This window comes from Vogesella facilis, from assembly GCF_042648525.1.
Taxonomy (GTDB): domain Bacteria; phylum Pseudomonadota; class Gammaproteobacteria; order Burkholderiales; family Chromobacteriaceae; genus Vogesella; species Vogesella facilis.
Genome location: NZ_JBHRXN010000031.1, coordinates 172,386 through 185,719 on the forward strand (window position 1 = coordinate 172,386; position 13,334 = coordinate 185,719).

At 66.7% G+C, this 13,334-nt stretch carries 11 protein-coding genes and 1 tRNA gene; 8 read left to right on the forward strand and 4 right to left on the reverse strand.

Annotated elements, in window-relative coordinates:
- Positions 1 to 200 precede the first annotated feature (200 nt).
- Complete coding sequence (locus ACFOLG_RS12040; protein WP_386092080.1) at positions 201 to 2,366, reverse strand: malate synthase G; 2,166 nt, start codon at positions 2,364 to 2,366, stop codon at positions 201 to 203.
- 169 nt (positions 2,367 to 2,535) lie between these two features.
- On the opposite strand from ACFOLG_RS12040, the gene ACFOLG_RS12045 reads away from it, so the two are divergent.
- The 6 genes from ACFOLG_RS12045 (at position 2,536) to ACFOLG_RS12070 (ending at position 7,083) form a co-directional block, all read left to right on the forward strand.
- Entirely contained in the window at positions 2,536 to 3,432 is an 897-nt protein-coding gene (locus ACFOLG_RS12045) for a LysR family transcriptional regulator (protein WP_386092082.1), read from the forward strand.
- Positions 3,433 to 3,651: 219 nt separating this feature from the next.
- The gene (locus ACFOLG_RS12050; protein ID WP_449369290.1) at positions 3,652 to 4,194 is read left to right on the forward strand and encodes an iron transporter; all 543 of its coding nucleotides are present in this window, start codon (positions 3,652 to 3,654) and stop codon (positions 4,192 to 4,194) included.
- A gap of 99 nt (positions 4,195 to 4,293) precedes the next feature.
- Complete coding sequence (locus ACFOLG_RS12055; protein ID WP_386092084.1) at positions 4,294 to 4,632, forward strand: cupredoxin domain-containing protein; 339 nt, start codon at positions 4,294 to 4,296, stop codon at positions 4,630 to 4,632.
- Positions 4,633 to 4,642: 10 nt separating this feature from the next.
- On the forward strand, positions 4,643 to 5,473 hold the full coding sequence (locus ACFOLG_RS12060; RefSeq protein ID WP_386092085.1) for an FTR1 family iron permease: 831 nt from the start codon (positions 4,643 to 4,645) through the stop codon (positions 5,471 to 5,473).
- Complete coding sequence (locus tag ACFOLG_RS12065; RefSeq protein WP_386092088.1) at positions 5,470 to 6,879, forward strand: 4Fe-4S binding protein; 1,410 nt, start codon at positions 5,470 to 5,472, stop codon at positions 6,877 to 6,879. The genes ACFOLG_RS12060 and ACFOLG_RS12065 overlap by 4 nt, the downstream gene beginning before the upstream one ends.
- A 119-nt stretch (positions 6,880 to 6,998) precedes the next feature.
- Positions 6,999 to 7,083, forward strand: a tRNA-Tyr gene (locus ACFOLG_RS12070).
- A gap of 56 nt (positions 7,084 to 7,139) precedes the next feature.
- Here the strand turns inward: ACFOLG_RS12070 and corA are convergent.
- A complete protein-coding gene (corA, locus tag ACFOLG_RS12075) occupies positions 7,140 to 8,111 on the reverse strand; it encodes a magnesium/cobalt transporter CorA (RefSeq protein ID WP_386092091.1) in 972 nt (323 codons plus the stop codon).
- Between the two features lie 213 nt (positions 8,112 to 8,324).
- Here corA and ACFOLG_RS12080 point away from each other — a divergent pair, with 213 nt between their 5' ends.
- Both ACFOLG_RS12080 and ACFOLG_RS12085 read left to right on the forward strand, forming a co-directional pair.
- Positions 8,325 to 10,178: an ABC transporter transmembrane domain-containing protein gene (locus ACFOLG_RS12080; protein ID WP_386092093.1), complete on the forward strand. Its 1,854-nt coding sequence runs from the start codon at positions 8,325 to 8,327 to the stop codon at positions 10,176 to 10,178.
- Entirely contained in the window at positions 10,154 to 11,164 is a 1,011-nt protein-coding gene (locus ACFOLG_RS12085; RefSeq protein ID WP_386092095.1) for a nucleoid-associated protein, read from the forward strand. The genes ACFOLG_RS12080 and ACFOLG_RS12085 overlap by 25 nt, the downstream gene beginning before the upstream one ends.
- An 81-nt stretch (positions 11,165 to 11,245) precedes the next feature.
- On the opposite strand, the gene ACFOLG_RS12090 is transcribed toward ACFOLG_RS12085, so the two are convergent.
- Both ACFOLG_RS12090 and ACFOLG_RS12095 read right to left on the reverse strand, forming a co-directional pair.
- Positions 11,246 to 12,781, reverse strand: a complete 1,536-nt coding sequence (locus ACFOLG_RS12090; protein ID WP_386092098.1) for an MDR family MFS transporter — start codon at positions 12,779 to 12,781, stop codon at positions 11,246 to 11,248.
- Entirely contained in the window at positions 12,778 to 13,209 is a 432-nt protein-coding gene (locus ACFOLG_RS12095) for a MarR family winged helix-turn-helix transcriptional regulator (RefSeq protein WP_386092100.1), read from the reverse strand. The genes ACFOLG_RS12090 and ACFOLG_RS12095 overlap by 4 nt, the downstream gene beginning before the upstream one ends.
- Positions 13,210 to 13,334 lie beyond the last annotated feature (125 nt).

A 13,334-nucleotide genomic window follows, 5' to 3' on the forward strand; every position in this document is an offset into this window, starting at 1 on the left:
CCGGGAATGGGAACAGGTTGGCCGCAGTGTCACGGTGGGCAGCGGGCAGAGTAATTAAGAATTCTGGCATAAAGTGCCGTGTCCGGTATGGACAAAGCATTAAAAAAAACCGCACGGTCTGCGGCCAGGCGCGGTGCCGGCAGGCCCGCGGGCATGAAAAAAGCGCCCCGCGGGGCGCTTGTGGTGACGACTGCGGCGTATCAGCCCTCGGCCTTGGCCACCTGGCGCCAGGCGTGCAGCAGCGGCTCGGTGTAGCCGGACGGCTGGGCGCAGCCCTTGAACACCAGGTCGCTGGCGGCCTTGAAGGCGACCGAGCTGTCGAAGTTGCCGGCCATATTGCGGTAGGCGGCATCGCCGGCGTTCTGCTGATCCACCACCGCGGCCATGCGCTGCAGGGTCTCGCGCACCTGCGCCTCGGTGACGATGCCGTGGCGCAGCCAGTTGGCGATGTGCTGGCTGGAGATGCGCAGCGTGGCGCGGTCTTCCATCAGGCCGATGTTGTGGATGTCCGGCACCTTGGAGCAGCCCACGCCCTGGTCCACCCAGCGCACCACGTAGCCCAGGATGCCCTGCGCATTGTTGTCCAGCTCCTGCTGGATGTCGGCGGCGGACCAGTCGGGGTTGGCTGCCACCGGGATGGTCAGCAGATCGTCCAGCAGCTCGGCGGCCGGCTGCGCTTCCAGCTGCTGCTGTACCTGCTGCACGTTCACCTGGTGGTAGTGCAGCGCGTGCAGCACTGCGGCGGTGGGCGAGGGCACCCAGGCGGTGTTGGCGCCGGCTTTCGGGTGGCCGATCTTCTGCTTCAGCATCTCGGCCATCAGGTCCGGCATCGCCCACATGCCCTTGCCGATCTGCGCGCGGCCACGTAGGCCGCTGGCCAGGCCCACTTGCACATTGTTGCGCTCGTAGGCGGTGATCCAGCTGGAGGTCTTCATATCGCCCTTGCGGATCATCGGGCCGGCTTCCATCGCGGTGTGCATCTCGTCGCCGGTGCGGTCGAGGAAGCCGGTGTTGATGAAGGCCACGCGCTGTCGCGCGGCGGCAATGCAGGCGGCCAGGTTCACGCTGGTGCGGCGCTCTTCGTCCATGATGCCCAGCTTCACGCTGTACTGCGGCAGGCCCAGCAGCTGCTCCACGCGGCCGAACAGCTCGTCGGCAAAGGCTACCTCCGCCGGGCCGTGCATCTTCGGCTTCACGATGTAGATGGAACCGGTGCGCGAGTTGCCCTTGCGCTGCTGGTCGTGCAGCGCGATCAGGGTGGTCACTACCGCATCCATGATGCCTTCCTGGATCTCGCAGCCTTCGCCGTCGATGATTGCCGGGTTGCTCATCAGGTGGCCAACGTTGCGGATGAACAGCAGGCTGCGGCCGTGTAGGGTCAGCTCGCCGCCGGCAGCGGCGCTGTAGCGGCGGTCGGCATTCAGGCGGCGGGTGAAGCTCTTGCCGCCTTTTGCCACTTCTTCCACCAGGGTGCCCAGCATCAGGCCCAGCCAGTTGCGGTACACCACCACCTTGTCGTCGGCATCCACCGCGGCTACCGAGTCTTCGCAGTCCATGATGGTGCTGATGGCAGCCTCCATCACGATGTCCTTCACCCCGGCGCCATCCTGTGCGCCGATGGCGCTGCCCTTGTCGATCTGGATCTCGAAGTGCAGGCCGTTGTTCTTCAGCAGCACGCCACTCGGGGCGGCGGCATCGCCGTTGTAGCCGATGAACTGCGCCGGCTGCTTCAGGCTGCACACGCTGCCGTTCTGCAGCACTACCTGCAGCTGGCCGTCGATCACGCGATAAGCCGCCGCGTCCTGGTGCGAACCGCCTTCCAGTGGCGCGGCCTGGTCCAGGAACTCGCGGCCGAAGGCGATGACCTTGCCGCCACGCAGCGGGTTGTAGCCGCCGCTCTTGCCGGCGCCGTCGGCCTCGCTGATGGCATCGGTGCCGTACAGCGCGTCGTACAGGCTACCCCAGCGGGCGTTGGCCGCATTCAGCGCGTAGCGGGCATTCATCACCGGCACCACCAGCTGCGGGCCGGCCTGCTCGGCCAGTTCGCTGTCGATATTGCTGGTGTCGATGCGGCTGTCGGCCGGCAGCGGCTGCAGGTAGCCGATACTGCTCAGGAAGGCCTTGTAGCCGGCCATGTCGGCGATCGGACCGGGGTGGGCACGGTGCCAGTCGTCGATGGCGGCCTGCAGGCGGTCACGCTCGGCCAGCAGGGCGCGGTTTTTCGGGCCCAGCTCGTGCACGATGGCATCGAAACCCTGCCAAAAGGCATCGCTGGCGATGCCGGTGCCGGGCAGGGCTTCCTGTTCGATGAAGTCGTGCAGGTTGGCCGCAACGGCCAGGCGCTGTTTCTGGATGCGTGCAGTCATGATGGCTCTCTCTGTAGACGTGTTTGTCGGTGTCTGGTGCGGCCGGCAGGGCGCTGTGGCATTGGCGCACAGGCTTGCCGGCCATGCTGTTATGACGGCCAGTGTAGCCATGTTGCTGCGCTGCGCAAAGCGCTAAAATGCCACAACATTTTTTACTTTTGGTGCGCAAATGGACGTGTTCAAGCAACTAGAAACCTTCGTTTCGGTGGTGAATCTCGGCAGCCTGTCCGCCGCCGCGCGGCAGGAGCAGGTGGTGCCGGCCATCATCGGCCGCCGGCTGGACGCGCTGGAGCACCGGCTGGGCGTCAAGCTGCTGGTGCGCACCACGCGCAGCATCGCGCTGACGCAGGAGGGCAGCGCTTTCTACGAGGACTGCCTGCGCATTCTCGCCGAGCTGGACGAGGCGGAATCGGCGGTGGCCAGCGGCAGCGCGCGCGCGCGCGGCCAACTGCGGGTGTCGGCGCCGGCCGGCTTCGGTCGCCAGCATGTGGCGCCGCATGTGGCCAGCTTCCTGCGCACGCATCCGGACCTGCGCGTCACGCTGGATCTGTCCGACCGGCTGGTGGACCTGGCGCGCGACCGCATCGACTGCGCGATCCGCATCTCCGACCTGGCCGACTCCAGCCTGATCGCGGTGCGGCTGGCGGAAAACCGCCGTGTGGTGGTGGCATCGCCGGCCTACCTGGCGCAGCACGGCACCCCCAAAACACTGCGCGACCTGGAGCAGCACGACTGCCTGTCGCTGGGCGAGAGCCAGAGCCGCGGCTGGACCTTCAAGGTGGGCGGCGAGCTGGTGAACCTGAAGGTGCGTGGCGCGCTGGAATGCAACGACGGCGCGGTGCTGCACGACTGGGCACTGCAGGGGCTGGGGCTGACCTGGCGTTCGATGTGGGAGGTGAAGGACGACATCGGCGACGGCCGGCTGGTGACGGTGCTGGACAAGTATTCGTCGCCGGACTACCCGGTGTACGCGGTGATGGCGCAGCGCCGCTACCTGCCGGGGCGGGTGCGGCTGTTCATCGAGCATCTACGCGCGGTGTACGCTGCGCCCGGCTACTGGGACTGAAGCAGGAAGTTTGTATCCAAATGTTGGGCCTGCTGCGAGTTTGCCGTTTAAAAACAGCGGCTTAATTTTTTGGCGGCAGCGGCGGGGGCTGTCGGTTGATCTGCATCAATTGCCAGCGCCGGCATATTATTGATAATGGTTCTTAATGTACTTCTGATTTGAACTTTGTCCGGTCGGAGATTTACCGGCTGGCGACATTGCTTACTGAAAAGGGAATCGATGATGCGTATGCGTAGCGCACTGTTGGCCGCAAGCCTGTTCACTCTGCCGCTGCTGGCTTCGGCAGCGGAATATCCGATCGGCAAACCGCAGATCAAGGGCGGGCTGGAAGTGGCTGCCGTCTACCTGCAGCCGGTGAAAATGGATCCGGACGGCATGATGCGCAAGGCGGAAGAATCCGATGTGCACCTGGAAGCCGACATCCACGCCGCCAAGGGCAATCCCAACGGCTTCGGCGAAGGCGACTGGGTGCCGTACCTGGTGATCAAGTACCAGCTGCAGAAAGTGGGCAGCAACGAGGTGATCTCCGGCGACTTCATGCCGATGGTGGCCTCCGACGGCCCGCACTACGGCGACAACGTCAAGCTGATGGGCCCGGGCAAGTACAAGCTCAAGTTCACCATTCAGCCGCCGAGCATGAACCAGCACGCCCATTTCGGCCGTCACGTGGACAAGGAAACCGGCGTTGGCGCCTGGTTCAAGCCGTTTGACCTCAACTACGAGTTCACCTACGCCGGCATCGGCAAAAAGGGCGGCTACTAAGCCCGGCTGGCCGGGCTGGCTAGCCGCCCGGACCAGAGGCAGCGCCGTCGACTGTATGTCGCGGCGCTTTTTCCGTTTCAAGCCATGGGAACAATCGACATGGGCAATACCCTCCGCCAGCTGGCTGCCGCCTTGCTGCTGCCGGGCGCCATCGCCGGCGCCATCGCCGCCGATCTGCCGACGTACAAGCTGGAACTTAACGACGGCAAGATCAACACCCGGCTGCTGACCGTGCCGGCCGGCAGCCGTTTCAAGATCGAGATCGTCAACAAGGGCAAGACCGCCGCCGAGTTCGAGAGCCTGCAGTTGCGCAAGGAAAAAGTGCTGGCGCCGGGGGCGGACAGCTTCGTGGTGCTGGGGCCGCTGTCGCCCGGGCAATACAAGTTCTACGACGAATTCCACATGGCGACCACGCAGGGCGTGATCGTGGTCAAGTAAGGGGCAGGGCATGGGACAGGTATTGTTCATCGTCTGGCGCGAAAGCGTGGAGGCGATGCTGGTGGTGGGCATTCTGCATGCCTGGCTGTCGCACAACGCCGCCGACAGCGGCGGCAAGCGCTGGCTGTGGGGTGGTGTGGGCCTGGGGCTGGTGTTGGCTGCATTGCTGGCCTTCGGCCTGTTTGCCGCCGCCGAGCTGCTGGGGCCGCACCAGGACGCCTTCCAGGCCGGCATGGTGTTCGTGGCCGCGGCGCTGATCGTGCAGATGGTGCTGTGGATGCGCGCGCACGGCCGCACGCTGAAGCGCGAGCTGGAAAGCGGGCTGGCGGCCAACGCGGAACGCAATAACTGGTGGGGCGTGCTGCTGCTGGTGGCCATTGCCGTCGCGCGCGAGGGCAGCGAGGCGGTGGTGTTCCTGTACGGCATGCTGGCCAGCGCGCAGGGCAGCGAGCTGGGCGGCATGGCGCTGGGTGGCGTGCTGGGCTTCGTGCTGGCGCTGCTGACGTTCTGGCTGCTGCAGCTGGGTGGCAAATACCTGTCGTGGCGGCTGTTCTTCCGCGTCACCGAAATCATGCTGCTGCTGTTGGCCGCGGCGCTGTTCATCAGCGGCGTGGACCGGCTGCAGTCGATGGAGCTGCTGCCGACGCTGATCGACCCGCTGTGGGACAGCTCGGCGCTGGTGGATGACATGTCGCCGGCCGGCGGCGTGCTGGCGGCGCTGACCGGCTACCGCGCCCACCCGTCGCTGACCAGTCTGTTGGCCTACGGCGGCTACTGGCTGCTGATCGCGGCACTGCTGCGCTGGCGCCACCGCCAGCCGGCCGGGCAGCGCGCAGCATGAGTTGCGGCGCTCCTGCTGGCAGCCTGTACCGGCCGGGCGGCCGCCTGGCGCGCCTCGGCGACTGGCTGCGCGATCATGCCGGCCTGATCCGCGGCCTGCAGTGGCTGGTGGTGCTGGTGTACGCGGTGCTGCTGGTGGTGCCGGCCATGCTGCCGCTGCCGGACGACACCGCGCATGTGTGGAACCACATCACCGTGCTGGCCGAGTTCGCGTTCTGGGGCATCTGGTGGCCGTTCGTGCTGCTGTCGATGCTGCTGTTCGGCCGGCTGTGGTGCGGCGTGCTGTGTCCGGAAGGCGCGCTGGCCGAGTGGGCGGCGCGCCGCGGCCGCGGCCGGCCGATTCCGCGCTGGATGCGCTGGGGCGGCTGGCCGTTCGTCGCCTTCGTCTGTACCACCGTGTACGGGCAGATGGTCAGCGTCTACCAGTACCCGAAGGCGGCGCTGCTGGTGCTGGGCGGCTCCACCGTGGCCGCGGTGGCGGTGGGTTACTGGTACACCCGCGGCAAGCGCGCATGGTGCCGCTACCTGTGCCCGGTCAACGGCGTGTTCGCGCTGCTGTCCAAGCTGGCGCCGGTGCACTTCCGGGTGAATGAGGCCGCCTGGCAGAATTCGGTGGCCAATAAGCGCACCATCGTCATCAAGGCGGTGGACTGTGCGCCGCTGCAGCCGATCAGCCAGATGCAGGGCGGCAGCGGCTGTCATATGTGCGGCCGCTGCAGCAGCCACCGCGACGCGGTGACGCTCAGCCTGCGCTCGCCGTCGGACGAAATCGTGCGCGTCGGCGCGCGCGAGGCCGATGGCTGGCAGACGCTGCTGATCGTGTTCGGCCTGCTGGGCGTGGCTATCGGCGCCTTCCACTGGAGCGCCAGCCCGTGGTTCGTCGCCATCAAGCAGGCGCTGGCGGAATGGCTGGTGGAGCGCGAGTGGTTCTGGGCGCTGGATAGCGATGCGCCGTGGTGGCTGTTCACCCACTACCCGGAAAAGAACGACGTGTTCAGCTGGCTGGATGGCAGCCTGCTGCTGGCCTATATCGGCGCCACCGCGCTGGTGCTGGGCACGGTCAGCTCGCTGCTGCTGGCGCTGGCGGTGCGCAGCGGCGGTCGCTGGCAGTGGCAGCGCCTGCACCACCTGGCACAGGCGTTGATTCCGCTGGCCGGCTGCGGCGTGTTCCTGGGGCTGACCGCGGTGACGCTGACCCTGCTGCGCGGCGAGGGCGTGTACTGGCACTGGATCAACGATCTGCGCCTGGCCTTGCTGCTGGCGGCCAGTCTGTGGTCGTTGTGGCTGGCGCAGGGCATCGTGCGGCAATGGCGTGGCGGCTGGCGCATGCTGCCGCCGCTGCTGGCCTTCGTAGCGGTGCTGGCCTGGGTGGACAGCGCCTGGGGCTGGCTGTTCTGGTGGTGGTAACCATTTGGCATGGTTTTGATTTTCCTGCGTATTTTTTTATTTAAAAAAAGAAATGCAGGAAAATGACAATTAGCGGTTGACGGCCGGCGGGGTGCTCGCTAATATTCGCCTCCTCTTCTGGCGGGATTCCCGAGCGGTCAAAGGGATCAGACTGTAAATCTGACGGTTCTGCCTTCGAAGGTTCGAATCCTTCTCCCGCCACCAGAACAAAGAAAACCCCGTGTCTCGCGACACGGGGTTTTTGCATTCTGCGGCCAACCTTACAGCCAGCCCACCTTCTTGAAGCGCCACCACAGCAGCACGTCCAGCACCAGCATTATCACCAGCGTCAGCGGGTAGCCGTCGCTGCTTTTCAGCTCCGGCATATTGTCGAAGTTCATCCCGTAGATGCCGGCGATCATGGTCGGCACCGCGAACAGCGCGGCGTAGGCGGCCAGTTTCTTGCTGACGCTGGAATCGTCCAGCGAGATCATCGCCAGGTTCACCTGGATGGCGGTGGACAGCATGTCGCGCTGCGACTCCAGGCTGCGGATGATGCGCGCCAGGTGGTCGTCCACGTCGCGGTAATAGTCGTGCAGCCCGCCGCACACCCGTGGCACGCGGCCGCCGTGCAGTCGCGCCACCGCCTCGTGCAGCGGCAGCACCGCGTGGCTGACGGTCACCAGCTTGCGCTTCAGCGCGTACAGGTCCTCGATATTGCGCCGCGCCGAACTCTTGCGGCTGAACAGCCGTTCCTCCAGCTCGTCCAGCTCGTCCTCCAACTGGTGCATCACCGCGAAGTAGCGATCCACCACTGCGTCGATCAGCGCGTAGAACACGAAGCCGGCGCCGATCTGCAGCAGCTCCGGCTCGTGCTCGCAGCGGTCGCGCACGCTGACAAAGCCCTGGCGCGTGCCGTTGCGGATCGACAGCACGAAATTGGCGCCGACGAACAGGTCGACCTCGCCCACGCGCAGCTCGCCCGATTCGGTGGGTTCCAGCGTCTGCAGCACGCAGAACAGGGTGTCGCCGTATTCCTCCAGCTTGGGGCGCTGGTGGCCGTTCTGCGCATCCTCCACCGCCAGCTCGTGCAGGCCGAACTGCGCCGCCATGCCCCCCAGCTCTTCCGGCGCCGGGTCGCGCAGCGCCACCCACACGAAGCAGTCCGGGCGCAGCAGATAGTCGTGGATTTCCTCCTGCTGCAGGTCGGCCAGCTTCTGGCCGTTCTGGTAGGCAACGCAGTTGATCAGCATTGTGTGCTCTCCGCTGGCGCCGCCTCGTGACGGCGCCTGTTGTTGTGTTGGCCCGGCAAGGTTGGCCGCAACGGCGGCGGGCAGGCGGCTGCTTGACACGCTGCCGGGCGCTGCCATGCTGCAGCGATACCGCGGCCGAACGCAAGCGCCGCGGCGCTTGAAATCGGCGTGGCCGGGGCCATGTTGATGGCCTGAACCTCGTCTGGAGCTGCGGTGACCAAGCCTACCCTGTTGCAACGCCTTGCGCCGCTGTCCGGCCTGCTGCCGTTTTTGCGGCCGTACCGCGGCCGCTTCGCGCTGGCCGGCCTCGCCCTGCTGGTGGCCGCCGGCGCCACCTTGCTGCTGCCGGTGGCGTTCCGCTACCTGATCGACCACGCCTTTGCCCAGCGCGCGGCGGTGGACGGCTACTTCCTGGCGCTGTTCGGTGTGGCGGCGGTGCTGGCGCTGTTCACCGCGCTGCGCTTCTACCTGGTGTCGTGGCTGGGCGAGCGCGTCACCGCCGACCTGCGCCGCGCGGTGTACCGCCACGTCATCGCCATGAGCCCGGAATACTTCGAGACGCTGCAGACCGGCGAAGTGCTGTCGCGGCTCACCACCGACACCACGCTGGTGCAGGCCGTGGTGGGCAGCAGCCTGTCGCTGGGGCTGCGCAATGTGCTGCTGATGCTGGGCGGGCTGGTGATGCTGGCGGTGACCAGCGCCAGCCTCACCGGCTACATCCTGGTAACGCTGGCGCTGGTGGTGCTGCCGATCATGATCTACGGCCGGCGGGTGCGGGCGTTGTCACGCGCCAGCCAGGACCGCATCGCCGACTCCAGCGCGCTGGCCGGCGAAACGCTGAACGCGGTGCAGACGGTGCAGGCCTTTGTGCAGGAGGGCCACGAGCAGCGGCGCTTCGATGACTCGGTGGAACGCAGCTTCGGCACCGCGCTGGCGCGCGTGCGCGCCCGCAGCCAGCTCACCGCCATCGTCATCCTGCTGGTGTTCGGCGCCATCGTGTTCGTGCTGTGGCTGGGGGCGCAGGCGGTGCTGGCCGGGCAGATGAGCAGCGGCCAGCTGGCACAGTTCATCCTCTACGCGGTGGTGACCGCCGGGGCGATCGGCGCGGTGGCCGAGGTGTGGGGCGAGCTGCAGCGCGCCGCCGGCGCCACCGAGCGGCTGCTGGCGCTGCTGGCGCACCGTTCGCCGGTAACGCCGCCGGCTGCACCGCAGCCGTTGCCGGCCACGGGCGAGGGCATCCGCCTGCAGGGCGTGCGCTTTGCCTACCCGTCGCGCCCCGGCTTGCCATCGCTGGACGATGTCAGCCTGTGGGTGAAACCGGGCGAGCAGGTGGCGCTGGTGGGGCCGTCCGGCGCCGGTAAGAGCACGCTGTTCCAGCTGCTGCTGCGCTTTTACGACCCGCAAGTTGGCCGCATCAGTATCAACGGCGCGGCAGTGAGCGAACTCGACCCGGCGGCGCTGCGCCGCCATGTCGGCATCGTGCTGCAGGACACGGTGATCTTTGCCGCCAGCGCGCTGGAGAATATCCGCTACGGCCGGCCGGAGGCGACTGATGCCGAGGTGATCGCCGCGGCGCGGGCGGCGGCGGCGCATGATTTCATTGAAAAACTGCCGCAGGGCTACCACAGCTTCCTGGGCGAGCGTGGCGTGCGGCTGTCTGGTGGCCAGCGCCAGCGCATCGCCATCGCCCGCGCCATCCTGAAGAATCCGCCGATACTGCTGCTGGACGAGGCCACCAGCGCGCTGGATGCCGAGTCGGAACGGCTGGTGCAGGCGGCGCTGGAGCGCGCCGCGGCCAACCGTACCACGCTGGTGATCGCCCACCGCCTGGCCACGGTGAAGCAGGCGGACCGCATCGTGGTGCTGGATGCCGGCCGCATCGTGGCCGAAGGTCGCCACGACGAGCTGCTGGCCAGCTCGCCGCTGTATGCTAGGTTGGCCGCATTGCAGTTCGGCGCCGCCAGCGAGCATGCGGCCAACCTTGTTGCCGGCGCGGCGGGCGGCGATAATCCCGCCTCCAGTGAACAGGAGCAAGACACAGCATGCAGATCAGCGAAGCCAGAGTAGAACGACTGGTCATCCACCGCGTGGGCAACCCCAGCCGCGGCGAACCCTTGCAGCTGTCCGGCAAGGCCATCGGCGTGGACGAGGCGGTGTCGGCGCTGATTCTGGAGGGCTACCTGAAGGGCATCGTGTCGGACAAGAAGAAGTTCCAGTTCGTGCACGAGACCGACCTCAACCTCAACGAGCTGTACCACTACAGCCGCCGCTTCTTCCGTGGCGAGGTGGATCTGCTGGAGGTGTCGGCGCAGATCGCCAAGCACCTGTACGCGCGCTCGCAGCACCCCAATATCGCCGCCGGCGACCTGCTGATCATCCTGTTCTCCGGCCTCGGCGAAGCCGAGGCGCCGCAGCGCGCGCTGGGCATCTTCAAGGCCGAGATCCAGGAAGACTTCCTCACCATTATCGAAAGCGGCGAGGTGTTCGACATTAGCCACGCTTCCGGCATCAACCCGCGGCTGATCGACAAGGGCGCGCTGGTGCTGGAGGGCGGCCCGGCGTTGTACGCGGTGGACCGTCTGGGCCACGAGGCCAAGTTCTGGGTGGATGACTTCCTGCGTGCGCTGCGCGTGCCGGACAGCAGCTCCACCAGCAAGCTGGTGGCCGAGGTGATCGAGCAGGTGGCGGAGGAAATCGCCGACCCGGCGGCGCAGCTGCGCTTCCGCGACGAGGTGCTGAGCCACTGTAAGAGCGAGCCGGAGGTGTCGCCGCGCGATATGGCCGACATGGCCGAGCGCTACGTGCCGGCGGGCGAGGTGAACCGGCTGTTCGATAACGCCGCGGAAAGCTACGGTTTCTCGCTGCAGAGCGAGGCGCCGCTGCCGGCGCAGGGCGTGGCCAAGCGGCTGGAGAAGTTCTGGAGCAAGGTGGGGGTGGGGCATGGCGTCAGCCTGCTGCTGCCGTCCGACCTCAGCCTGCAGAACGTGCAGAGCGTGAAGGGGGACAACGGCGAGCTGACGCTGACCCTGCACCTGCTGCAGCGCGACGAATAAGCCTGTCGCTGCAGAATGCCCAAGGCCGCTGTCGCGAGACAGCGGCCTTGTTCGTTGCGGCCAACCTTGGCGGCGGTCGCGTCATTCCAGCGCGGCATGCTCGCTCGCGGCGCTGGCCGGGCGCTGGCCGGGCTTCACCAGCAACAGCAGCGGGATGATCAGCGCGGTAACGGCAAACATCAGCCAGAAGTCATCGATATACGCCACCATCGCCGCCTGACGCTGCACTTCGGCCACCAGGCTGGCCAGACCGGGCAGTTGCTGGAGCGGGTAGGCCGCCGCGGTGGGGGCGTCGAGCCAGGCCGGGCTGGCGTTGCTGACGCTGGCGGCCAGCTCGCCCTGCACGATGCGGGTATTGCGCACCAGCAGGGTCTGCACCAGCGCGATGCCGATGCTGCTGCCGATATTGCGCACCAGGCTGTAGATGGCGGTGCCCTCGGTGCGCATGTCCGCCGCCAGGGTGGAGAAAGTGGCGGCGCTCAGCGGCACGAATACCAGCCCCAGGCCAATGCCCTGGATCAGCCCGGGCCAGATGATGTCGGCCTGGCTGAGCGCCAGGCTGTAGTGGCTCATCTGCCACAGGGAAAACGCGGTGATCGAAAAACCGGCTGCCAGCAGCAGCCGCAGGTCGATGCGGCCAACCAGTTTGCCGACCAGCATCATCGCCAGCATGGTGCCCAGGCCGCTGGGGGCGGTGACCAGCCCGGCGGTGGCGGCCGGGTAGTGCAGCAGCCCCTGCAGCAGGGTGGGGGTCAGCGCGCGGGTGGCAAACAGCACCATGCCGACCACAAAAATCAGCAGCAGGCCGGTGACATAGTTGGTGTTCTTCAGCAGCCGGTAGTCGAGGAACGATTTGCCCGGCGTGCTGGTGGCGGTATGCACCGCGAAATACAGCGCGGCAACCAGCATCAGGCCGGCTTCGATCCAGGTTTCCGGCGAGCTGAACCAGTCGTTCTGCTCGCCGCGATCCAGCAACATCTGCAGCGCGCCCATCGCCAGGCTGAGGGTGGCAAAGCCGAACACGTCGAAGCGCATGCTGCGCGCCGCTTTGCTGGGCTGGATGTAGCGCCACACGCCATAGAAGGCCAGCAGCCCCACCGGCAGGTTGATGAAGAATACCCAGCGCCAGTCGTAGCTGTCGGTCAGCCAGCCGCCCAGTGTCGGCCCCAGAATCGGGCCGACCATCACCCCCATGCCCCACACCGCCATCGCCGAGCCGTGTTTCTCGCGCGGGTTGATATCCAGCAGCACCGATTGCGACAGCGGCACCAGCGCTGCGCCGAATACCCCCTGCAAGAAGCGGGCGAGCACGATCTGCCCCAGCGAGTCCGACAGGCCACACAGCATCGACGCCACGGTGAAGCCGCCGATCGACACCATGAACACCGTTTTCAGGCTGAAACGGTCGCACAGCCAGCCGGTCAGCGGGGTGGCCACCGCCGCCGCCAGGATGAAGGAGGTCAGTACCCAGGTGATCTGGTCTTGCGACGCGGACAGGCTGCCCTGCATATGCGGCAGCGCTACGTTGGCGATGGTGCCGTCCAGCGCCTGGATGATGGTGGCCAGCATGATCGACAGCGTGATCATGCGCCGGTTGTGCGGCAGCTGCGGCGTCATCCGGCCTGCTCCGCGCGCTGCTGCAACAGTTCGAGCAGGGTGGTGACTTGTGCCAGCAAGGCCGGATCGATGTCGGCGAGCAGATCCAGGCGCAGGGCGTCCGCCTCGGTGCGCACCCGCAGATAGAGCTGCTCGCCTTGCGCGGTCAGCGCCAGCAGCTTGATGCGCCGGTCGTTGGGCGAAGGCTGCCGCAGCAGCAGCCCGGCCTTGACCAGGCGATCCACCATGGCCACCACGGTGGGGTTTTCCACCCCCAGCCGGCTGGCCAGCTCGGACTGCGACAGTGGTTCGCTGGCCTTGGCAATGGTGGCGATGGCCATCCAGCCGGCCTGGCCGATGCCGAGGTCTTTCAGCCGGCGGTCCACTGCCAGCCGCCAGCTGCGGGCGGTGTTATGCAGTGCGCGGGCAAAGCGTTCTTCAGTAGTCATGTCAAAGTAACAATGGTTAATATTAGCTAGCTAATTAATTTTGCGGCCAATTGCGGCATCTGGCAACTGCCTGTGTCCACGACGTAAGGAGTGCGGCTGGTGCTAGCGGCGAGCAACAGCGCTTT